The sequence below is a fragment of the Marinobacter sp. BSs20148 genome, assembly GCF_000283275.1.
Lineage (GTDB): Bacteria > Pseudomonadota > Gammaproteobacteria > Pseudomonadales > Oleiphilaceae > Marinobacter > Marinobacter psychrophilus.
The window spans coordinates 775,841-798,224 of record NC_018268.1 but is presented as its reverse complement, the minus strand read 5'-3'; the positions used below and the strand labels follow the sequence as shown (position 1 = coordinate 798,224).

Annotated in this window: 14 protein-coding genes, 2 tRNA genes and 3 rRNA genes; 2 read left to right on the top strand and 17 right to left on the bottom strand. The window is 53.7% G+C overall.

Translation table 11 applies throughout. From position 1 onward, the window contains the following. Window positions 1-43: 43 nt before the first annotated feature. From MRBBS_RS03570 to MRBBS_RS03505, 14 genes are all read right to left on the bottom strand, one after another. On the bottom strand, window positions 44-853 hold the full coding sequence (locus MRBBS_RS03570; RefSeq protein WP_014870051.1) for a TatD family hydrolase: 810 nt from the start codon (window positions 851-853) through the stop codon (window positions 44-46). A 36-nt stretch (window positions 854-889) separates the two neighbouring features. Continuing rightward, window positions 890-2,479, bottom strand: coding sequence for a peptide chain release factor 3 (gene prfC / locus MRBBS_RS03565; RefSeq protein WP_014870050.1), 1,590 nt, complete (start codon window positions 2,477-2,479; stop codon window positions 890-892). 87 nt (window positions 2,480-2,566) lie between these two features. After that, on the bottom strand, window positions 2,567-3,055 hold the full coding sequence (rimI, locus tag MRBBS_RS03560; RefSeq protein WP_014870049.1) for a ribosomal protein S18-alanine N-acetyltransferase: 489 nt from the start codon (window positions 3,053-3,055) through the stop codon (window positions 2,567-2,569). 3 nt (window positions 3,056-3,058) lie between these two features. Next, the gene (locus tag MRBBS_RS03555) at window positions 3,059-3,979 is read right to left on the bottom strand and encodes a hypothetical protein (RefSeq protein WP_014870048.1); all 921 of its coding nucleotides are present in this window, start codon (window positions 3,977-3,979) and stop codon (window positions 3,059-3,061) included. 40 nt (window positions 3,980-4,019) lie between these two features. After that, window positions 4,020-5,570, bottom strand: coding sequence for a 2-isopropylmalate synthase (locus tag MRBBS_RS03550; RefSeq protein WP_014870047.1), 1,551 nt, complete (start codon window positions 5,568-5,570; stop codon window positions 4,020-4,022). Window positions 5,571-5,795: 225 nt separating this feature from the next. Beyond that, window positions 5,796-5,909 (bottom strand): 5S ribosomal RNA (gene rrf, locus MRBBS_RS03545). Window positions 5,910-6,008: 99 nt separating this feature from the next. Continuing rightward, window positions 6,009-8,901: ribosomal RNA gene (locus MRBBS_RS03540) — 23S ribosomal RNA — on the bottom strand. Between the two features lie 375 nt (window positions 8,902-9,276). Further along, window positions 9,277-9,352 (bottom strand) — tRNA-Ala (locus MRBBS_RS03535). Between the two features lie 16 nt (window positions 9,353-9,368). Next, window positions 9,369-9,445: transfer RNA gene (locus MRBBS_RS03530), tRNA-Ile, on the bottom strand. 110 nt (window positions 9,446-9,555) lie between these two features. Further along, window positions 9,556-11,096: ribosomal RNA gene (locus tag MRBBS_RS03525) — 16S ribosomal RNA — on the bottom strand. Together the 16S, 23S and 5S rRNA genes with 2 tRNA genes alongside form the textbook arrangement of a ribosomal RNA operon. Window positions 11,097-11,678: 582 nt before the next feature. Beyond that, window positions 11,679-12,527, bottom strand: coding sequence for a CDP-diacylglycerol--serine O-phosphatidyltransferase (pssA, locus tag MRBBS_RS03520; protein ID WP_014870046.1), 849 nt, complete (start codon window positions 12,525-12,527; stop codon window positions 11,679-11,681). 89 nt (window positions 12,528-12,616) lie between these two features. Continuing rightward, on the bottom strand, window positions 12,617-13,633 hold the full coding sequence (gene ilvC, locus MRBBS_RS03515) for a ketol-acid reductoisomerase (protein WP_014870045.1): 1,017 nt from the start codon (window positions 13,631-13,633) through the stop codon (window positions 12,617-12,619). Between the two features lie 72 nt (window positions 13,634-13,705). After that, window positions 13,706-14,197, bottom strand: a complete 492-nt coding sequence (gene ilvN / locus MRBBS_RS03510) for an acetolactate synthase small subunit (RefSeq protein ID WP_014870044.1) — start codon at window positions 14,195-14,197, stop codon at window positions 13,706-13,708. Window positions 14,198-14,199: 2 nt separating this feature from the next. After that, window positions 14,200-15,918 carry an acetolactate synthase 3 large subunit gene (locus MRBBS_RS03505; protein ID WP_014870043.1) on the bottom strand — a complete coding sequence of 573 codons (1,719 nt, stop codon included), beginning with the start codon at window positions 15,916-15,918 and terminating at the stop codon, window positions 14,200-14,202. Between the two features lie 478 nt (window positions 15,919-16,396). On the opposite strand from MRBBS_RS03505, the gene MRBBS_RS03500 reads away from it, so the two are divergent. Beyond that, window positions 16,397-16,858 (top strand): DUF4124 domain-containing protein, encoded by a 462-nt coding sequence (locus MRBBS_RS03500; protein WP_014870041.1) that lies wholly within the window; start codon window positions 16,397-16,399, stop codon window positions 16,856-16,858. Between the two features lie 72 nt (window positions 16,859-16,930). On the opposite strand, the gene clpB is transcribed toward MRBBS_RS03500, so the two are convergent. The 3 genes from clpB to rluD form a co-directional block, all read right to left on the bottom strand. After that, window positions 16,931-19,507 carry an ATP-dependent chaperone ClpB gene (clpB, locus tag MRBBS_RS03495; protein WP_014870040.1) on the bottom strand — a complete coding sequence of 859 codons (2,577 nt, stop codon included), beginning with the start codon at window positions 19,505-19,507 and terminating at the stop codon, window positions 16,931-16,933. A gap of 163 nt (window positions 19,508-19,670) precedes the next feature. Next, window positions 19,671-20,426 (bottom strand): peptidoglycan editing factor PgeF, encoded by a 756-nt coding sequence (gene pgeF / locus MRBBS_RS03490; protein ID WP_014870039.1) that lies wholly within the window; start codon window positions 20,424-20,426, stop codon window positions 19,671-19,673. Continuing rightward, window positions 20,416-21,393, bottom strand: coding sequence for a 23S rRNA pseudouridine(1911/1915/1917) synthase RluD (gene rluD / locus MRBBS_RS03485; RefSeq protein WP_014870038.1), 978 nt, complete (start codon window positions 21,391-21,393; stop codon window positions 20,416-20,418). Before rluD ends, pgeF begins: the two co-directional genes overlap by 11 nt. A 145-nt stretch (window positions 21,394-21,538) precedes the next feature. Here rluD and MRBBS_RS03480 point away from each other — a divergent pair, with 145 nt between their 5' ends. After that, on the top strand, window positions 21,539-22,369 hold the full coding sequence (locus MRBBS_RS03480) for an outer membrane protein assembly factor BamD (RefSeq protein WP_041635057.1): 831 nt from the start codon (window positions 21,539-21,541) through the stop codon (window positions 22,367-22,369). Window positions 22,370-22,384: the final 15 nt, after the last annotated feature.

The following is a 22,384-nucleotide window of genomic DNA, read 5'->3' as shown; positions in this document are numbered from 1 at the left end:
CGAAGTATACTTTAGGCCGCAAAAAAATCCAACCCCGATATCGTCAGTTTCGGTAATCACCCAGTTGCGACCCACAAAACTTCGCTTGTAGCGCAGAACCATAGAGTCGACAGCTATTTTCGAGCAGGACAGCTGCTAACTCGGATTCGTCAACGCCACGCAGTAGGGCCAGTTCTCGCAGTATATCCGGCAGATACTGCGGAGAGTTCTGGCCTTGCCGAACACCGGCCGGTGCCATATCTGGTGCGTCTGTCTCTAAAACCAAAGCGGAGGCGGGCACACGCGTTAACGTGTCGCGTGTTTTACCGCCCTTGGCGTGAGTAATCACACCACCCACCCCTAACATACAACCCAGATCTATCAATTTTACCGCTTGCTGATAGCTACCGGAAAAGCCGTGAACCAACGCATTACCCGTCCAGCTCGCCGCCCTTAATACCGCGACAACTTCATCATGGGCTTTAACGGAGTGGATCACCAGCGCTCGCCGATACTCGGCGGCAATTCTCACCTGGGCTTCAAACCATGGCGTCTGCTCGCTCAGAGTACCCCGAAGCCGATCTAGCCCGCACTCACCAACACCTACACATAGCTCGCTTGCGTTAGTCAAATGGTCCCGCAACTGCTGCAGATCCTCAGGGCCATGTTCGTCAATATACCAAGGGTGAATGCCCAAACAGTAAAAAACACCAGAATGAGCCATAGCGACTTGTTGTACTTTCGGCCAATCGGCGCAGCGAACGCCAGGTATCACCAGTCCGCCAATGCCCTGCCCACGCAACTCGCCCATCAATTGCTCACGCTGCCCGTCAAACTGGGGGAAATCGAAATGACAATGGACGTCAACCAGCATTACGTCGACCTCTAAACCAAATGGCAACGGGTAAAATCAATGCTCCCGGGTTTTATGGAACTCTATGTCGGGATAACGCTCTTGGGCCAAGCCCAAATTCACCATAGTCGGCGCAATATACGCAAGCTGATTAGCGCCATCGAGGGCCAGATTGTCGTTATTCTTACGCTTAAACTCGTCCAGCTTGCGCTCGTCACTGCAGGTTACCCAGCGCGCCGTGGATACGTTAATCGGCTCGTAAATGGCCTCTACCTTATATTCGGTTTTCAGACGACTGACCACTACGTCAAACTGCAGCACCCCAACAGCACCAACGATCAAGTCGTTGTTGCGCAGCGGGCGGAATAGCTGAACAGCGCCCTCTTCTGACAGCTGAATCAGTCCTTTTTGCAGCTGCTTGGCCTTAAGCGGATCTTTCAAACGGATGCGACGGAACAGTTCAGGCGCAAAGTTGGGAATACCGGTAAATTTCATGTCGGCACCGGAGGTAAAGGTATCCCCCAGCTGGATAGTACCGTGGTTATGCAAACCGATAATATCACCCGCAAATGCTTCCTCTGCACGCTCCCGGTCGCCAGCCATGAAGGTAAGCGCATCAGAAAAGCGTACATCTTTGCCCAGCCGCACGTGGCGCGCTTTCATTCCGGGCGCATACTGGCCAGAGACAATCCGCAAAAAGGCAACGCGGTCGCGGTGCTGTGGATCCATGTTGGCCTGTATTTTAAATACGAAAGCAGAAAAATTTTCATCCACCGGCTGCACCAGACACTGATCAGTCTGCCGGGGTTGCGGCGCAGGCGCCCACTCCACCAGACCATCCAGCATGTGATCAACTCCGAAATTGCCCAGCGCAGTACCAAAAAATACCGGCGTTAACTCTCCGGCCAGAAAAGCCTGCTGATCGAATTGGTGAGACGCACCCTTCACCAGCTCTACCTCGTCACGCAGTTCTGCGGCATAGCCCCCCAGGGCGGTCTCAAGCTCGGGATTGTCCAGACCCTTTATAATTCGCTCTTCCTGAATCATGTGGCCTTGCCCTGTGTGATACAGAATGACTTCATCCCGCAGCAGGTGATACACCCCTTTAAAACTTTTCCCCATGCCGATAGGCCAGGTAATAGGCGCACAGGCAATATTGAGAACCCTTTCGACTTCGTCCATCAGATCTACCGGATCACGGGTCTCCCGATCCAGTTTGTTCATGAACGTGATGATAGGCGTATCACGCAGGCGCGTTACTTCCATCAGCTTGATGGTGCGCGCCTCAACGCCTTTGGCGCTGTCTATGACCATCAGGCAAGAGTCTACGGCTGTCAGGGTGCGGTAGGTATCTTCGGAAAAGTCTTCGTGGCCCGGTGTATCCAGCAGGTTGATCAAACTGCCATGGTAGGGAAACTGCATAACCGAGGTGGTGACGGAAATACCCCGCTCCTTTTCCATTTCCATCCAGTCTGATTTGGCATGCTGGCCGGATTTTTTGCCTTTTACGGTGCCTGCCCTTTGAATAGCCTGACCGAACAGCAATACCTTTTCAGTAATAGTGGTTTTACCGGCGTCCGGGTGGGAAATAATCGCGAAAGTGCGACGGTTAGCCACTTCCGTTGAAAGCTGGGAAGGATTCGACATAGTAACAAGACAACCTGAATAGAAAGCGCTGAAAAGGGCGTCATTATAGAGCTTAAGGCACTTAGACGCGAACCCCGGTGCAGTGGCTTAGAGCAAACAGGGGCGCGTCATCACCCGAGCGTTTTCACGGCCATTGGGCGCAGGATAATAATCTGGGCGCACACCAACCTGCTCAAAGCCCTCAGAGCAATACAACCGGTAGGCAGGCCGATTGCTGTGGCGAACCTCCAGCAACAACAGCTGCATACCATCGTGGCCAGACCGTGCAATCAGATACTGTAACAGCCGCCGTGCGACACCCAGGCCGCGCGCCGCCGGTGCTACGCAAAGATTCAGCAGGTGAGCTTCATCATACTGATAGGCCACCACCGCGAAGCCGGCAAGCTCACCATTGCGGCGCGCGGCCCACAGCCGGTAAGTGGACTTGAAGCAATCTTCAAAGATACCTGCAGACCAAGGGTTAGAATGGCAGCCGCGCTCTATTTCAAGAATTGTCGGCAACTCTTTCGGAGTCAAGTTGTCGATGATCAGATCGCCCTGAGCCACCTGCTGATAAGCCTTAGTTCGATCACCCATGGTTCAGCTCACCCATTCCCTGATTGCACTCCACAGGTCCCTTTTGTACTGAGGCTGCGCCGCAAGTTCGGCAAGGCTGAACCTGAAAGCCATCAACGGCTGTTTTAACGTCGGCAATGCTTCCGCTAGCCAAGATGGCACGGCGCCCCCAGCATGATCAGCGCTTAAGTGGTCGTCAGCATTCGCACCCAGTACGATCAGATGTTGGGCGTCCAAGCCGGATAAAATCGGTTTCAAAACGCCAACCAGATCCTGTGACTGGTTGCCAGGCACCAGAAGGTTGTTAAACACCGGCCAGTTTACGGTTACGCATTCACTCGACTCCTTTTCGCCGAGGCTTCGCAAAATATTGTGCGCTAGCGCTTGTTGCAACTTGACGCTGGCGTCGCTCGAGAGTGCCGCTATCAGACTGACATCTCGGCCCTGCCAAAACGCCAGGGTAACCTTTAGCGGATCGACTGGTGGCACAAGCGGGTCAGGATGGCGTATTGTTGGCGACAGCGCCGCTGGCACAGGAGCGATCTTCACCGGCTGCGACGCGTCCGTAACCGGTGCGGGCGCCGGGTCAGGAGCCAAACGCGTGCTGGTAGGAACATCTTCTATCGGTTTGCGAGGGCGATCAGGCTGGGGTGCCTCGGTTTTTCCCGCTTTCATCAGCGACTGCAGATCGGCAATGCGAGCGGCAGCCGCAGGATCTGCCCGGCGCAACGGTTTGGCTTTAGGCAAGTGGGCCGAAGAAGGCGCGTGAACGGGCGTAGCAGGGTTGCCGGCAGGCACTGGTAGCACTGGAGTCGTTAGAGCGCGCTCTACCGGAAACACAAATTCAGGGCTAGGCGCAGCACCCGGTAGCGGCTCGCGAGCGTACCAGAGCTGCACACCGGACATCGCCAAATAAAATTGCCGTTCCGCTTCGTGAGTTCGCATTAACATCCTGCCAAATTATTCAAACGCATCTTGATAACCTTTATACATCTGCTCCTTGCGGATGGTGCCGTATACCACCCGCACTGATCAAATTCAACGCAGCTATGTATGCTTTAACGGATGCAATAATGATGTCAGTGTCTGCCCCTACTCCATTAACAATGCGACCACCGCGCTCAAGGCGCACCGTAACCTCACCTTGTGAATCAGTACCACTGGTGATGTTGTTCACCGAGTAGAGCTGAAGCTTGCAACCAGAATCCACCAATGACTCAATGGCTTTGAATGTCGCATCGACCGGGCCACTGCCTTCCGCTTGAACACGGTGCTCTTTGTCATCCATGGTGATCGTCAGATCGGCTTTCGGAATCACACCGGTTTCCGAACACACTTTCATGCACACCAACCCGAAGCGCCCTAACTGGTCTTTTTGACGGGTATTGCTAGCAATCGCCTGCAAGTCTTCGTCAAAAATCTCGTGTTTCAAGTCCGCAAGTGCCTTGAAGCGAGCAAAAGCCTCATTCAGCTCGGTTTCGGTGCCAAATTGGATGCCCAGCTCTAGCAAACGCGTGCGGAATGCATTGCGGCCAGAATGCTTACCCATCACCAGGCTGTTGGTGTGCCAGCCGACATCTTCAGCCCTCATGATTTCATAGGTTTCGCGATGCTTGAGCACGCCATCTTGGTGAATACCGGACTCGTGGGCAAAAGCGTTAGCGCCTACAATCGCTTTGTTAGGTTGTACCGGGAAACCGGTAATGGTCGACACTAAACGGGAAGCCGGCACTATGTGGGTGGCGTCTATGCGGGTATCTAGATTGAAGTAGTCTTGGCGGGTTCGAACCGCCATGACAATCTCTTCCAGGGAGGCGTTACCGGCGCGCTCGCCCAAACCATTAATAGTGCATTCAACCTGGCGTGCGCCTTGGGAAACAGCCGCCAAAGAGTTTGCAACGGCAAGCCCCAAGTCGTTGTGGCAATGAACCGAGAAAATAGCCTTGTCGGCGTTGGGAATGCGGTTCAACAACTGAGCCATGGTGTTGCCGAACTGATGGGGTATAGCGTAACCCACTGTGTCCGGGATATTGATGGTTGTAGCACCAGCGTCAATCGCCGCCTCAATGATGCGGCATAGAAAATCCAACTCGGAACGACCCGCGTCTTCACACGAAAATTCCACATCGGCAACGTGATTACGCGCTCGTTTAACCGCGCGCACAGCTTGCTCTACCACCTCGTCAGGCGTCATATTCAGCTTGTGCTTCATATGGATAGGAGATGTCGCAATGAATGTGTGGATGCGGCTACGATTTGCCGGGCTCACAGCCTCGGCAGCCCGATCAATGTCACCATCAGTGGCCCGCGCCAGACTGCATATTGTGGCGTCTTTAATGGTTTCTGCAATCACTTTGATCGCTTCGAAATCGCCTTGACTGGCTATGGCGAAGCCGGCCTCAATGACGTCAACACGCAGTTTTTCCAATGCTTTGGCAATGCGCAGCTTTTCGGCCTTGTTCATGGTGGCGCCGGGGCTTTGCTCGCCATCGCGTAGAGTGGTATCAAATATGACGAGGTGATCATTGGCAGACATGCAGCAACTCCATCAGGCTTATTGGGCTTTAGACTCGCAGTATATCACCGGGACAGATTTCACGAATAGGGGACATACCAGGGAACAGATTTGAAATCTGCTCCCTGGCATGTCCCCTAGCCTGGAACCGGTGACCCACCGGGTACAGATTAGACCTTTGCCTGCTGTATTTCAGGCAAAAAAAAGCCCCGACGGCGTGAGCTGTCGGGGCAATTAGCAATAAGAGTCTGACGATGACCTACTCTCACATGGGCGAACCACACTACCATCGGCGCAGGCCTGTTTCACTTCTGAGTTCGAGATGGGATCAGGTGGTACCAGGCCGCTATGGTCGTCAGACAAAACGGTTGATCACTGGGGGATGAGATAGAACATTGGCTTTAAGGGCCGTGATAATGATTTTTTCGCTGCGATATCCGCAATTGTCTTGGGTGTTATATAGTCAAGCCGCACGAGCAATTAGTATTGGTTAGCTCAACGCCTCGCAGCGCTTACACACCCAACCTATCAACGTCCTGGTCTTGAACGGCTCTTCAGGGGCCTCTAGGGCCCAGGGAGATCTCATCTTGGAAGGGGCTTCCCGCTTAGATGCTTTCAGCGGTTATCCTATCCGAACATAGCTACCGGGCAATGCCACTGGCGTGACAACCCGAACACCAGAGGTTCGTCCACTCCGGTCCTCTCGTACTAGGAGCAGCTTTCCTCAAATCTCCAACGTCCACGGCAGATAGGGACCGAACTGTCTCACGACGTTCTAAACCCAGCTCGCGTACCACTTTAAATGGCGAACAGCCATACCCTTGGGACCGGCTTCAGCCCCAGGATGTGATGAGCCGACATCGAGGTGCCAAACACCGCCGTCGATGTGAACTCTTGGGCGGTATCAGCCTGTTATCCCCGGAGTACCTTTTATCCGTTGAGCGATGGCCCTTCCATACAGAACCACCGGATCACTATGACCTACTTTCGTACCTGCTCGACGTGTCTGTCTCGCAGTCAAGCGGGCTTGTGCCATTACACTAACCGTACGATGTCCGACCGTACTTAGCCCACCTTTGTGCTCCTCCGTTACGCTTTAGGAGGAGACCGCCCCAGTCAAACTACCCACCACACAGTGTCCTCATCCCCGATAAGGGGACAGAGTTAGAACCTCAAACATGCCAGGCTGGTATTTCAAGGTTGGCTCCACGCAAACTAGCGTTCACGCTTCAATGCCTCCCAGCTATCCTACACAAACATGTTCAAAGTTCACTGTGAAGCTATAGTAAAGGTTCACGGGGTCTTTCCGTCTAGCCGCGGATACACCGCATCTTCACGGCGATTTCAATTTCACTGAGTCTCGGGTAGAGACAGCGCCCCCATCGTTACGCCATTCGTGCAGGTCGGAACTTACCCGACAAGGAATTTCGCTACCTTAGGACCGTTATAGTTACGGCCGCCGTTTACCGGGGCTTCGATCAAGAGCTTCGCACGAATGCTAACCCCATCAATTAACCTTCCGGCACCGGGCAGGCGTCACACCGTATACGTCCACTTTCGTGTTTGCACAGTGCTGTGTTTTTAATAAACAGTCGCAGGGGCCTGGTATCTTCGACTGGCTTCTGCTCAACCCGCAAGGGGTGTCACATACCACCAGCGTGCCTTCTCCCGAAGTTACGGCACCATTTTGCCTAGTTCCTTTACCCGAGTTCTCTCAAGCGCCTTGGTATTCTCTACCTGACCACCTGTGTCGGTTTGGGGTACGGTCTCAAATCACCTGAAGCTTAGAAGATTTTCCTGGAAGCATGGCATCAATAACTTCCCGCCACATGGGCAGTCGTCATCACGTCTCAGAATTGAGGACCCGGATTTGCCTAAGTCCCCTCCCTACACGCTTAAACCGGGACGACCGTCGCCCGGCTTACCTAGCCTTCTCCGTCTCTCCATCGCAGTGATTCAAGGTACGGGAATATTAACCCGTCTCCCATCGATTACACCTTTCGGTCTCACCTTAGGGGCCGACTCACCCTGCGCCGATTAGCGTTGCGCAGGAACCCTTGGTCTTCCGGCGTGCGAGTTTTTCACTCGCATTGTCGTTACTCATGTCAGCATTCGCACTTCTGATACCTCCAGCAAGCTTCTCAACTCACCTTCGCAGGCTTACAGAACGCTCCCCTACCCCGCATACAAAGTATGCAGCCGCAGCTTCGGTATCCAGTTTGAGCCCCGTTACATCTTCCGCGCAGGCCGACTCGACTAGTGAGCTATTACGCTTTCTTTAAAGGATGGCTGCTTCTAAGCCAACCTCCTAGCTGTCTGAGCCTTCCCACATCGTTTCCCACTTAACTGGAATTTTGGGACCTTAGCTGGCGGTCTGGGTTGTTTCCCTCTTCACGACGGACGTTAGCACCCGCCGTGTGTCTCCCGGATAGTACTCACAGGTATTCGGAGTTTGCATCGGGTTGGTAAGTCGGGATGACCCCCTAGCCGAAACAGTGCTCTACCCCCTGTGGTATTCGTCCGAGGCGCTACCTAAATAGCTTTCGGGGAGAACCAGCTATCTCCGGGCTTGATTAGCCTTTCACTCCGATCCACAAGTCATCCCCTGGCTTTTCAACGACAGTGGGTTCGGTCCTCCAGTTGATGTTACTCAACCTTCAACCTGCTCATGGATAGATCGCCCGGTTTCGGGTCTATGCCCAGCGACTAAATCGCCCTATTCAGACTCGGTTTCCCTACGGCTCCCCTAAACGGTTAACCTCGCCACTGAACATAAGTCGCTGACCCATTATACAAAAGGTACGCCGTCACAGAACAAGTCTGCTCCGACTGCTTGTACGCATACGGTTTCAGGATCTATTTCACTCCCCTCACAGGGGTTCTTTTCGCCTTTCCCTCACGGTACTGGTTCACTATCGGTCAGTCAGGAGTATTTAGCCTTGGAGGATGGTCCCCCCATATTCAGACAAGGTTTCTCGTGCCCCGTCCTACTCGATTTCACTAGACTCAGGTTTCGGATACAGGGCTATCACCCACTATGGCGGCACTTTCCAGAGCCTTCTCCTACCAGTTGTCTAGCTTAAGGGCTAGTCCCCGTTCGCTCGCCGCTACTTAGGGAATCTCGGTTGATTTCTTTTCCTCGGGGTACTTAGATGTTTCAGTTCTCCCGGTTCGCCTCTTACACCTATGTATTCAGTGTAAGATACCCAGCCTAAACTGGGTGGGTTTCCCCATTCAGAAATGTCCGGATCACAGCTCGTTTGCCAGCTCCCCGAACCTTATCGCAGGCTTCCACGTCTTTCATCGCCTCTGACTGCCTAGGCATCCACCGTATGCGCTTAGTTGCTTGACTATATAACCCCAAGACAACTGATCACCAATGACACAAGCCCACCGCCGCTCAACCGAAGTCGAACAGGAGTGTTCCAGGGAACATTAGAGACCGTCACTCGAAGTTATAAACAACCACTTCAACGACAACACCGGATAACGCTTGAAAAAATCGTTATCACTTGAACACTTTCCTCAAAGACCGTAGAGAAAAGTATTCGTGTTCTATCTCATCCAATTTGTTAAAGAGCAAATCTGACCCAGTGATCAGAAAGAAGAACTTCAGACTTAGCGGACGCTAAACTGAAATACTTTTTTCTGTACACTGACCGAAGTCAGGACATTCAGGGTTCTCAGGGTTCTCAGGGTTTTCAGGTTATTCAGACCATTTGTATAATGGTGGAGCTAAGCAGGATCGAACTGCTGACCTCCTGCGTGCAAGGCAGGCGCTCTCCCAGCTGAGCTATAGCCCCAAAAGCTATGCAAGTCTGGTGGGTCTGGGTGGAGTTGAACCACCGACCTCACCCTTATCAGGGGTGCGCTCTAACCAACTGAGCTACAGACCCGGTTTCGCTTGTTTTTCAACAAGACCGCTGGGCCTGAAAGACCCTTTGCTCTCTTTAATTAATCAACCAAGTAATTCGTGTGGACTCTGACCGAAGCGTTCGGCATCGTTTAAGGAGGTGATCCAGCCCCAGGTTCCCCTAGGGCTACCTTGTTACGACTTCACCCCAGTCATGAACCACACCGTGGTAATCGTCCTCCCGAAGGTTAGACTAACTACTTCTGGTGCAATCCACTCCCATGGTGTGACGGGCGGTGTGTACAAGGCCCGGGAACGTATTCACCGTGACATTCTGATTCACGATTACTAGCGATTCCGACTTCACGGAGTCGAGTTGCAGACTCCGATCCGGACTACGACGCGTTTTGTGAGATTGGCTCCCCCTCGCGGGTTTGCAGCCCTCTGTGCGCGCCATTGTAGCACGTGTGTAGCCCTGGCCGTAAGGGCCATGATGACCTGACGTCATCCCCACCTTCCTCCGGTTTGTCACCGGCAGTCTCCCTAGAGTTCTCAGCATTACCTGCTAGCAACTAGGGATAGGGGTTGCGCTCGTTACGGGACTTAACCCAACATCTCACGACACGAGCTGACGACGGCCATGCAGCACCTGTGTCAGAGTTCCCGAAGGCACCGATCCATCTCTGGAAAGTTCTCTGCATGTCAAGGCCAGGTAAGGTTCTTCGCGTTGCGTCGAATTAAACCACATGCTCCACCGCTTGTGCGGGCCCCCGTCAATTCATTTGAGTTTTAACCTTGCGGCCGTACTCCCCAGGCGGTCAACTTAGTGCGTTAGCTGCGCCACTAAGGATTCAAGATCCCCAACGGCTAGTTGACATCGTTTACGGCGTGGACTACCAGGGTATCTAATCCTGTTTGCTCCCCACGCTTTCGCACCTCAGTGTCAGTGTTGGTCCAGGTAGCCGCCTTCGCCACTGGTGTTCCTTCCTATATCTACGCATTTCACCGCTACACAGGAAATTCCACTACCCTCTACCACACTCTAGCCATGCAGTTCGAAGTGCCGTTCCCAGGTTGAGCCCGGGGCTTTCACATCTCGCTTACATAACCACCTACGCGCGCTTTACGCCCAGTAATTCCGATTAACGCTTGCACCCTCCGTATTACCGCGGCTGCTGGCACGGAGTTAGCCGGTGCTTCTTCTGCGAGTGACGTCAATCCTCAAGAGTATTAATCTTAAGGCCTTCCTCCTCGCTGAAAGTGCTTTACAACCCGAAAGCCTTCTTCACACACGCGGCATGGCTGGATCAGGCTTGCGCCCATTGTCCAATATTCCCCACTGCTGCCTCCCGTAGGAGTTCGGGCCGTGTCTCAGTCCCGATGTGGCTGATCATCCTCTCAGACCAGCTACGGATCGTCGCCTTGGTAGGCCATTACCCCACCAACAAGCTAATCCGACTTAGGCTCATCTAATAGCGCAAGGTCCGAAGATCCCCTGCTTTCCCCCGTAGGGCGTATGCGGTATTAATCCGAGTTTCCCCGGGCTATCCCCCACTACTAGGCAGATTCCTAAGCATTACTCACCCGTCCGCCGCTCGACGCCTGGTAGCAAGCTACCATCGTTTCCGCCCGACTTGCATGTGTTAAGCCTGCCGCCAGCGTTCAATCTGAGCCATGATCAAACTCTTCAGTTTAAATCATACAAGATCCGAAGATCTTAAATCTGCTCAAGTACAAAAACTCAATTCTTGACGAGTCGTTGACTTGGTATTTCTTACCGAAATACTCCAGTCAGCGCCCACACGAATTACTTGGTTAATTTTTTAAAGAGCGTTTGAGCCGTGACTCAATCAGGAGGCGAATTATACATCGTTTCGCTGTCCTGTCAACCGTTTCTTTCGAGCCGCTCCGGAAGATCTTCCTTCCAAAACCGCCGAATCAACCGGCTGGTAATGCTTGATTCGAGAGGCGCATTCTACAGCGTATCCGAACCGTGTCAACCGTTTTCGCGTTCAAAGTTTAAATCAGATTTCCTAAACTTTTCAACGTCTTACCAAACAGTTCTCGCTCAATTCCTGCCCCTCTGTAACCGGCTGTCCCTCAAGCGAGATGCGCATTCTACAGACTTCTCGGTACACGTCAACGGCGAATGTGAAAAAGATTCCTCGCATCTCGGTTTACCCTTGCTTCAGCCTACACCCGCGCGCTCTACTCAATCAGAAAAGGGGCCGGAGCCCCTTCTTTATACTCTACCCACAACTTACTTACACCCCATATTACGCTGGGCGACGGGGCTTTTTACGAAATAAGGCCCGCACTGGCCCTGTCAACGCATATACCAAGAAAGCACTGAACAACACGGTGGCGGGATCCAGCGCAATGACCACAAAAATCAGCACCACCAGCAAAATCGCTGCGAACGGCACCCTTCCTCGCATGTCGAGATCTTTGAAACTCTGGTACAGAACATTGCTGACCATCAACACTCCAGCACCGGCGACCACAAACAGTGTTAGAGCCGTTAACCAAGCCGCTGGCTCGAACGCATGAAAGCACCAGACCATTCCTGCCACGGCAGCTGCTGCCGCAGGGCTTGGCAAGCCAACAAAGTACTTCTTATCAACCGAACCGATCTGAGTATTAAAGCGAGCCAAGCGCAGAGCCGTTCCGGCTACATAGATAAAGGTTACCGCCCAACCCAACTTACCCAGACCATTAAGCGACCAGAAGAACGCCACCAACCCCGGCGCCACACCAAAGGCCACCATATCGGCCAGGGAATCATACTCTTCGCCAAATTTGCTTTGGGTGTTCGTCATGCGCGCAACGCGCCCATCCAGCCCATCCAGAATCATAGACACGAAGATGGCAATCGCAGCGTTGTCAAAAATGCCGTTGGCGGCAGAGACAATCGCGTAGAAACCCGAAAACAAAGACGCTGTAGTGAGCGCATTGGGCAGCAGGAAAATACCTTTGTGGCGAACAGGCGCCCCTCCAACCAACTCTTCTTCAATAACTTCTCCCGGCGGGAGCTCATGAACGTCTTCCGTACCTTTGCCAGCAGAAGCAGACACATCTGGCTTGTTGGCCGGATTAGATTCGGTAGATTTCTTTTCGTCAGTCATTCCAATTACTCCGGAAAGTATTTGGCCGCAGTATATACGAAAAACGCGGCCACACGGGCCGCGTCTTACAAAACCGAAAGCCTGGGCTTTTAGTTTTTGTCTTTATCTACGATCTTGTTGGCAGAGATCCACGGCATCATACCGCGCAACTTTTCGCCAGTCTGCTCAATAGGATGGGCAGCGTTAATACGACGTGCAGCCGTCATGGATGGGTAGTTGAGAGCACCCTCGGCAATGAACATCTTGGCATATTCACCGCTCTGAATACGCTTCAACGCGTTGCGCATGGCCGCACGGGATTCCGCGTTGATGATTTCTGGGCCTGTCACATACTCGCCATACTCTGCATTATTAGAGATGGAATAGTTCATGTTGGCAATGCCGCCTTCGTACATCAGGTCGACAATTAACTTGAGCTCGTGCAGACATTCGAAATAAGCCATTTCAGGCGCATAACCAGCTTCGGTCAGGGTTTCGAAACCGGCTTTTACCAGCTCAACCGCACCACCACACAGAACCGCCTGCTCACCGAACAGATCGGTTTCAGTTTCGTCTTTAAACGTGGTTTCGATAATCCCGGTACGGCCGCCACCCAAACCACTGGCGTAAGACAGGGAAAGGTTTTTAGCGTTACCGGATGCATCCTGGTAGATGGCAATCAAGTCAGGAATACCGCCGCCTTTGACAAATTCAGTCCGTACAGTGTGACCAGGCGCCTTAGGGGCGATCATGATCACATCCAGATCTTTACGGGGAACGATCTGGTTGTAGTGAATAGCAAAACCGTGAGCGAATGCCAGAGTAGCGCCCTGTTTCAGATTCGGTTCAACTTCGTCGCGGTAAAGCTGTGACTGGAACTCGTCTGGTGTCAAAACCATCACCACGTCGGCAGCTGCAACAGCTGAAGGTACATCAGCCGTTTTCAAGCCATAGGCTTCTGCCTTAGCAATGGAAGACGAACCAGCGCGCAAACCAACCGTCACGTCTACACCAGAATCTTTCAGGTTGCAGGCATGGGCATGCCCTTGGGAACCAAAACCAATAATGGCTACCTTTTTGCCCTGAATGATCGAAAGATCACAATCCTTATCGTAATAAACCTGCATGACTAACCTCTATTGTTTGAGCGGCCCTGAGGGCCTGCGTTCTACGTTATGAATTTTTTGAAATCAATAGCCTTAAAGGCTGAGCACTTTTTCACCGCGAGCAATACCGGATACACCGCTACGCACTACTTCCAGAACACTGGTTGCACCAATAGCCTGAATAAAGCCATCCAGCTTGGCACTGTCGCCCGCCAGCTGCACGGTATACACCGAGCTGGTGACGTCAACGATCTGGCCACGAAAAATGTCTACGGTGCGTTTGATTTCAGCGCGCTGGGAGCCCGTTGCTTTCAGCTTCACCAGCATGAGTTCACGCTCGATATGGGCACCCTCGGTGAGATCAACGAGCTTGATCACCTCAATCAGCTTGTTCAGCTGCTTGGTAATCTGCTCAATCACCCGCTCAGAACCGGTCGTCGTTACAGTCAAACGCGACATCGTTGGGTCTTCGGTAGGTGCAACCGTCAGGGTTTCAATGTTGTAGTTGCGCTGTGAAAACAGACCCACTACCCGCGACAGCGCGCCCGGCTCATTTTCCAACAAAACAGAAATGATTCGACGCATGATTACACCTTCTCCGTTTTGCTGAGCCACATATCTTTCATTGAGCCACGGGCCACATGCATCGGATAGACGTGCTCAGAAGGGTCTACGTAAATATCCAAGAACACCAGCTTGTCTTTCATGGCCAGTGCTTTTTTGAGCATGGGCTCCAAGTCTTCCTTGCGCGTAATCTTCATACCCTCGTGGCCATAGGCCTCCGCGAGTTTGACGAAGTCCGGCAAGGAGTCCATGTAAGAATGCGAGTGGCGTGCCCCGTAATTCATATCCTGCCACTGTTTAACCATACCGAGAGCCTGATTATTCAGGTTGATGATCTTCACCGGCAAGCTGTATTGCTTACAGGTCGACAGCTCCTGAATATTCATCTGAATACTGCCTTCGCCGGTGATGCAGAGCACCTCTTCATCCGGAAAGTTCAGTTTTATGCCCATCGCTGCCGGCAAGCCAAAGCCCATGGTACCCAGACCACCGGAGCTGATCCAGCGGTTGGGCTTGTCAAACTTGTAGTACTGAGCGGCAAACATCTGGTGCTGCCCCACGTCGGTGGTGACATAGGCATCGCCGTTGGTCAGGCGGTGCACCATTTCCACCACTTCCTGTGGCTTAATAACGTCATCACTCGTTTCGTAGCGCATACCGTGAAAAGCGCGCCATTCGTCGATCTGCTTCCACCAGGATGCCAGCGCATCGACGTCGGGCCTGACTTTGCTTTCTTTGATCAGCGACTGCATTTCTTTCAGCACAGAATCCACCGGCCCAACAATGGGCACATCGGCGCTGATGGTTTTGGAAATCGACGCCGGATCGATGTCGATGTGGATAATGCGGGCGCCCGGGCAGAACTTCTCGGTCGCGTTGGTAACGCGGTCGTCAAAGCGCGCACCGACAGCCAGAATAAGGTCCGCGTGATGCATAACCATATTGGCTTCGTAAGTGCCGTGCATGCCCAACCAACCAATGTGCTGCTGGTCGCTCGCAGGATAACAGCCTATGCCCATCAAGGTATTCGTGATGGGGTACCCCAAGCCGCGCACCATTTCAGTCAGTTGACCAGAGGCCCTGCCTAGAATGACACCCCCGCCGGCGTACACAATCGGTCGCTTGGCCGCCAGCAGCATGTCCACTGCTTTTTTAATCTGCCCGGCGTGGCCACGAATGGCGGGATTATAAGACCGCAATTTGGTTTTTTTCGGAAACACATACTCGTAGCGATCATTAGGTGCGGTCATGTCCTTTGGAATGTCCACAACCACTGGGCCAGGTCGGCCGGTTGTCGCAATGTAGTAGGCCTTGCGAATGATTTCCGGAATTTCGGACGGGTGGCGCACGCTGAGGTTGTGCTTCACCACCGGACGGGAAACACCGATCATGTCGGTTTCCTGGAAGGCATCTTCGCCAATCAACGTTGATGCGACTTGCCCACACAAGACCACCATCGGAATGGAATCCATAAAAGCAGTCGCAATACCGGTGATGGTGTTTGTCGCACCCGGCCCCGAGGTGACCAGCACTGTACCCGCTTTGCCGGTAGCACGGGCATAGCCATCAGCCATGTGCACCGCCGCTTGTTCGTGCCTGACCAGGATGTGCTTGACGGTATCCTGCCTGAACAGAGCATCGTATATATGCAGGGCTGCTCCACCCGGATAGCCATAAATGTTCTCTATGCCTTCATCCTGTAGCGAACGGATGAGCATTTCGGCGCCAGACAATAACTCCACGTTTTCGACCCTCTTCTTCAAATGATTTAATCGGGGTACCACCCCGGCTACCTAGATATACGGTTGTGTGGCTTTTTGTGAAAGCTGAACCGATACTCCATCACGCCCCAGCCAACAAAGGTTGTCTCCCGGCCAGCCGCTCTCCTGAGGGTTGCGGAGAACAGCCAGTCGACAGATTGCACGTAAGCAACAACCATAACCGCAACAATGGGCGGTGTGTTGGGCGCGGTAATAAACGGGGGAAATATGAACGGGATTGCCGACTACATCCCCTCCCGCATTCAGGCAATTAGTAATTCTGACAGCGGGAAACTCCCTGTCAATAGCCGCTTTGGCTAAATAGACTGTTACTTATTTGAACCAGTCAAAAGAAAAAAACCAAATGAGCTGACATAATTGTCCTAATACGCTATGACTACAGCATAATTGACCAGTCACCCGTTTCCTGCGACAGGTTAACCACAGCGGACAATAAACGATGACAATACAACTGAAAACAATGGCTCTGTTATTGGCGATGGTGCCAGCCATGGCGAATGCAACGGTGGTGTACAAGTGGACCGATGCAGACGGCGTTACCCACTTTGGCGATCGCCAGCCTACAGGCACTCAAGCTGAGCAGATTAGCGTAAGGTCTGGCCAGTCCAATTTGGTGAACAGTAATTCATCAGCCCAGCAACAGCTGAACGAGCTGGAGCAGCGTCAGCGGGCCGCCAGCGAAGAATCACGCGCATTTGATGCTGCGGCTACCCGCCAGGCGCAACGAAAAACAAACTGCGACGCCGCGCAACAGAATCTTGAGATAATAAGCAACAATTCCCGTATCCGAATAACCGAGAATGGCGAGCAACGATTCCTGACCCCAGACGAGGTCTCGCAGCAAAAACAGACGTACGAAGACATCGTTGAACAAAACTGCGGTGCTGAACAAGCACCCTGAACCCGCCCGTAACGGGCATGTTCAGGGTACATTCAATGCATTACAGCGTAACCATCACAGTTTCAAGGCCTGCTAGGCCTTGCTAAACACCAGCGCGCCCTCTTCAACACCGGTGCAAATGGTATCCCCGGGGCCGAAGCTGCCTTGCAGCAACTGTTGCGCCAAAGGGTTTTCGATCATCCGCTGAATCGCTCGCTTCAGCGGCCTTGCACCGTAAACTGGGTCGTAACCGACATTGGCAAGCAACGTCATCGCGCTTTCGTCCAGTTCCAGAGCAATGTCCTGCTGCCGCAAGCGCTTGTCGAGAAGCTCGATCTGCACTTTGGCGATGCCACGGATCTGGTTTGCTTCCAGGGGATGGAACACCACCACTTCGTCTACCCGGTTTATAAACTCTGGACGAAAATGAGTGCCGACTTCGTCCATCACCAGGGCTTTCATGGCGTCGTAGTTTTCTTCTCCCGCATGCCGCTGGATAATTCCAGAGCCCAAGTTAGACGTCATCACTATCACGGTGTTGCGGAAGTCGACGGTGCGGCCTTGGCCGTCGGTCAGACGTCCATCGTCAAGAACCTGCAGCAGAATGTTGAACACATCCGGGTGCGCCTTTTCTACCTCGTCCAGCAAAAGCACGGAATAAGGCCGCCGGCGCACAGCTTCGGTCAAGTAACCACCCTCTTCATAGCCCACATAACCCGGGGGCGCACCGATAAGCCGCGCTACGGAGTGCTTCTCCATAAACTCCGACATGTCTATGCGCACCATGGCGTCGTCGGTATCAAACAGAAACGATGCCAATGCCTTACACAACTCAGTTTTTCCCACACCGGTGGGGCCGAGGAATAAAAAGGAGCCGTTGGGACGATGCGGGTCCGACAGCCCGGCGCGGGAGCGGCGCACGGCGTTGGCCACCGCTTCTACGGCCTCGTTTTGTCCGATCACCCGCTTGTGCAAGGCCTCTTCCATGCGCATCAATTTATCGCGTTCGCCCTCAAGCATTTTCGACACCGGAATACCGGTCCACTTGGAGACGATTTCTGCAATTTCTTCCTCGGTCACCCGATTGCGCAGCAGGGTCATTTCCATCATCTCGGCTTGGCTTGCCATATCCAGCTGGCGCTCAAGCTCAGGAATGTGACCGTATTGCAACTCGGACATTCGGCCAAGGTCACCAGCCCGCCGGGCACTCTCCAATTCGGTTCGCGCTTGTTCGAGCTCGCTTTTGATCTTCTGCGAGCCGTGTAAGGCGGCCTTTTCAGCGTTCCAAACTTCCTCTAAATCAGCGTATTCACGCTCCACCCCGTCAATCACGCTGGAGAGTTCTTCCAGACGTTTCTTCGATGCCGGATCAGTCTCTTTTTTCAGCGCTTCGCGCTCAATCTTCAGCTGAATCAGGCGGCGTTCCAGGCGGTCCAGCGGTTCGGGCTTGGAGTCCATTTCCATACGAATCTGGCTTCCAGCCTCGTCCACCAGATCAATGGCTTTGTCCGGCAGTTTACGGTCGGCAATGTAACGACTCGACAGTTTGGCGGCAGCAATAATGGCACTGTCGGTTATCTCAACACCGTGGTGCACCTCATAGCGCTCTTTTAGGCCGCGCAGTATAGCAACGGTGTCTTCTTCGCTAGGCTCGTCTACCAGCACTTTCTGGAATCGGCGCTCAAGGGCCGCGTCTTTTTCGATGTGTTTCCGGTACTCATCCAGAGTGGTCGCGCCCACGCAGTGAAGCTCACCGCGGGCCAACGCCGGCTTCAACATATTGCCAGCATCCATCGAACCTTCGGCCTTACCGGCACCCACCATGGTGTGAATTTCGTCAATAAACAGGATGATCTGACCTTCCTGTTTTGTTAGTTCTTTCAGCACAGCTTTCAGGCGTTCTTCGAACTCACCACGAAATTTGGCACCGGCAATTAGCGAGCCCATATCCAGAGACAATACGCGCTTGTTTTTCAGGCCTTCGGGTACTTCGCCATTCACAATACGCTGGGCAAGACCTTCCACAATGGCGGTTTTACCCACGCCAGGATCACCAATTAATACCGGATTGTTCTTACGACGGCGCTGCAGTACCTGAATGGTGCGGCGGATCTCGTCGTCACGACCAATCACTGGATCAAGCTTGCCCGACTCGGCCATTTCGGTCAGGTCGATGGTGTATTTATCCAATGCCTGGCGATTTTCTTCGGCGCCAGCGTCATCAACGGATTCCCCACCGCGGGCGTTTTCGATGGCTTTTTCCAGCGCGGCCTTGTCCACACCTTGTTCGCGAAGAACCCGTCCCAGGCTACCGCGATCTTCCAGCGCTGCCAGCAACATCAGTTCGCTAGAGACAAACTGGTCTTTACGCCTTTGCGCGAGTTTGTCGGCAATGTTAAACAGGCGGCCCATATCGTTGGACATGGCAACGTCGCCAGCGCTGCCTTTCACTTCGGGCAGGCTCTCAATTTCTTTAATGACCGCTTGGCGAATTCGGGTGGGCTCGCCGCCAGCCTGTTTCAGCAGCGGTTTAATGGAGCTGGATTCTTGGTCTAACAGGGCCTGTATCAAGTGCAACGGCTCTATAAAATTGTGGTCTTTGCCAACAGCAAGGGACTGCGCGTCGGCCAGAGCGCTTTGCAGGCGGCTGGTTAGCTTGTCGATTCTCATGAAGGGCGCTCCGGTTCTTTGTGCAATGGGCCGGTATCGGCCTATTGAATCTGCTTTGTTACTTAATGTAGGGGCGAATAGGCAGACTTCAAGCTAGTAACCGATGGAGTGTCAGAAAATTGACGGGGGTCAGTTACCGCTAGCATTTAAAAAAGCTGCTGCTTTACTGAAAAGCGATCAGCGTGGCCATTCGGCCGGTTTGGCCGTCGCGGCGGAAGGAGTAGAAGCGCTGGGCATCGCTAACGGTGCATAGGCCGCCACCATCTATCGAGCTAACGCCCGCTTGTTGCAAACGCTGCCTTGCCAGTTGGTAAATGTCGGCCATGTAGTGGCCGGGACGTGCGCCCCGGCTTGCGAACGCGCTGGATGCTTGCGGGCCGTAGTTGATAAACGCCTGGCGCACTTCTGGTCCTACTTCGAACTGGTCGGAGCCGATGGCAGGACCGAACCAGGCCATCAGATTTTCGGCGGGTTCAGCCATTGCTGCTATCAGGTTTTCTAACACGCCACCGCAAAGGCTGCGCCAGCCGGCGTGGGCTGCGCCGACTATCGTTCCTTGGCGGTTGCAGAGTAGGACCGGCAGGCAGTCGGCGGTGAGGATGGCGCACACCACGTCAGGTTCGCGGGTGTAGCTGGCGTCAGCGGGCGGAAGTTGGCTTAGGTTCCGGGCTGTTACTTCGACAACCACGGTTCCGTGCACCTGATTTAACCAGGCAAAACGTTGCGCCGACAAACCAAGATGATCCGCCAACCGTTGACGGTTGGCGGCTACGTGCTGAGGGCGGTCGTTAACGTGACCGCCCAAATTCAGTTGATCCCAGGGCGCCGCGCTAACGCCGCCCTGGCGGGTGCTGCTGAACGCCTGCACGCTGGCCGGAGCTGGCCAGACCGGCGCGATTAACGGCAGATCAGAATTCATCGCTTTCCATATCTTTTACGTGCTTACGCAGTGCTGCCAGCAGCAGCTGAAAATCCTCTGGCAAGGGTACATCCCAACTCATTGTTTCGCCGGTTTGCGGGTGTTCCAGGGTCAGCTGACGCGCGTGCAGGGCTTGGCGATGGAAGCCAGACAGCACTTCGCGTAATTCTTCGGTGGTGCCTTTGGGCAAACGCAGGCGTCCGCCGTAGACAGGATCGCCCACCAGCGGGTGTTTTACGTGGGTCAGATGCACACGAATCTGGTGGGTACGTCCGCTTTCCAGCTTACAGCGTACATGGGTGTGAGCAGCAAAGCGCTCAATCACGCGGTAGTGCGTAACGGCCGGCTTGCCGGATTTCACCACCGCCATCCTTTTACGTTCGGTGGGGTGGCGCCCGATTGGGGCATCCACAGTAGCGCCGCCGGTCAGGGTGCCTACTACAACGGCTTCGTACTCACGGCCCATGGTGCGGGTTTGCAGCTGGTTTACCAGCGAAGTGTGAGCAATCAGGCTGCGCGCCACCACCATAACGCCGGAGGTATCTTTATCCAGGCGGTGCACAATGCCGGCTCGCGGCAGATTTTCTACTTCCGGCGCTATATTTAGTATGGCGTTCACCAAGGTACCGTCGGCATGGCCAGCCGCCGGGTGCACCACCAAACCGGCTGGCTTGTTGATGATCAGTATGTGCTCGTCTTCATAAACAATATCCAGAGTGATGGCTTCTGCCTGCCAGGTCACCTGCGCTTCCGGTTCGGCATCCAGCTCGAGTTTGTCACCCAGCATCACTTTATCACGGGGCCTGCACTGACCGCCGTTCACAGTCAGGGCGCCACTTTTTACCCAAGATTGCAGGCGCGAGCGTGAGTGCTCGGGCATTAGCTCTGCGGCGGCCTGGTCAAGGCGCTTGTCGCTCAGTTTGGGTGGTATTACAAAACTGGCGATAATTCGGTTTTCAGCTGACATTAAGCCCCCAGGGCCTGGTTGTGTTACGTTTGGCGTATATTATGACAAACAGCCGGGCTTCTGCTGTGCTTCTACTGCACATCCAGTGCCTTCCTCGTTACAATGGAGGCTCTTTGAACTTTTCGACATTATACGGGATTCCGGCATGAGATCAGTTGTCCGTTTATGGGTAGTGTCCGTAGTGGTTGTGTTACTCAGCGCCTGCGCCACAAACAAGCAAGAGCAGGTATTACCCGAGCAAACCTATTACGAGAACGCCCGCAGCGCCATGAATTCGGGCAATTTCAACGAAGCGGAAACCAATCTGGATGCTCTCGAAACCTACTATCCGTTTGGCCGCTACGCCGAGCAAGCCCAGCTTGACCTTATTTTTGCACGCTACCAGAATCTTGATCTGGAAGGCGCCCGCGCTGCGGCGGATCGCTTTTTGCGACTGAACCCGCAAAGCGAACACGGTGACTACGCCCTATACATGCGTGGCCTGGCCTCTTACAACCTGGACATTGGATTGGCGGCGCGCTACTTCCCGATAGACGCCAATGCCCGTGCGCCGGGCGAACAGCTGCAGGCGTTCCGCGACTTTTCCGAGTTGCTCAACCGCTATCCTGACAGCTTGTACGCCGCCGATGCTCGCCAGCGGATGATTGCGGTGCGCAACCGTGTGGCCGAGCTGGAGCTTCACGCCGCTCGCTATTACATCACGCGGGAAGCCTATATTGCAGCCAATAACCGCGCCCGCTATGTGGTGGAGAATTACCCCAGCTCGCCCGTGGTGGAAGAAGCCATCGTTATTCTAGCGGAGACATTTCGCTTTATGGACATAAGCAAAGGCAGCCAAGACGCCATTTCGCTGCTGCGGACAAACTTTCCGGACAGCAAAGCGTTTAACCAAAACGGGGAATTTGAGCCCGATATTCTGCGCAAAGAGAACCGCTCCCTTACCAGCGTGATCACCTTTGGACTGATGGGCGACTAATAACGTCGCTGTTCG

Bases quoted from the DNA above. Each gene is read 5' to 3' on its own strand.
- MRBBS_RS03570 (WP_014870051.1), bottom strand. From the start codon at position 853: ATGCTGGTTGACGTCCATTGTCATTTCGATTTCCCCCAGTTTGACGGG.
- prfC (WP_014870050.1), bottom strand. From the start codon at position 2,479: ATGTCGAATCCTTCCCAGCTTTCAACGGAAGTGGCTAACCGTCGCACT.
- rimI (WP_014870049.1), bottom strand. From the start codon at position 3,055: ATGGGTGATCGAACTAAGGCTTATCAGCAGGTGGCTCAGGGCGATCTG.
- MRBBS_RS03555 (WP_014870048.1), bottom strand. From the start codon at position 3,979: ATGCGAACTCACGAAGCGGAACGGCAATTTTATTTGGCGATGTCCGGT.
- MRBBS_RS03550 (WP_014870047.1), bottom strand. From the start codon at position 5,570: ATGTCTGCCAATGATCACCTCGTCATATTTGATACCACTCTACGCGAT.
- pssA (WP_014870046.1), bottom strand. From the start codon at position 12,527: ATGACTGACGAAAAGAAATCTACCGAATCTAATCCGGCCAACAAGCCA.
- ilvC (WP_014870045.1), bottom strand. From the start codon at position 13,633: ATGCAGGTTTATTACGATAAGGATTGTGATCTTTCGATCATTCAGGGC.
- ilvN (WP_014870044.1), bottom strand. From the start codon at position 14,197: ATGCGTCGAATCATTTCTGTTTTGTTGGAAAATGAGCCGGGCGCGCTG.
- MRBBS_RS03500 (WP_014870041.1), top strand. From the start codon at position 16,397: ATGACAATACAACTGAAAACAATGGCTCTGTTATTGGCGATGGTGCCA.
- clpB (WP_014870040.1), bottom strand. From the start codon at position 19,507: ATGAGAATCGACAAGCTAACCAGCCGCCTGCAAAGCGCTCTGGCCGAC.
- pgeF (WP_014870039.1), bottom strand. From the start codon at position 20,426: ATGAATTCTGATCTGCCGTTAATCGCGCCGGTCTGGCCAGCTCCGGCC.
- rluD (WP_014870038.1), bottom strand. From the start codon at position 21,393: ATGTCAGCTGAAAACCGAATTATCGCCAGTTTTGTAATACCACCCAAA.
- MRBBS_RS03480 (WP_041635057.1), top strand. From the start codon at position 21,539: ATGAGATCAGTTGTCCGTTTATGGGTAGTGTCCGTAGTGGTTGTGTTA.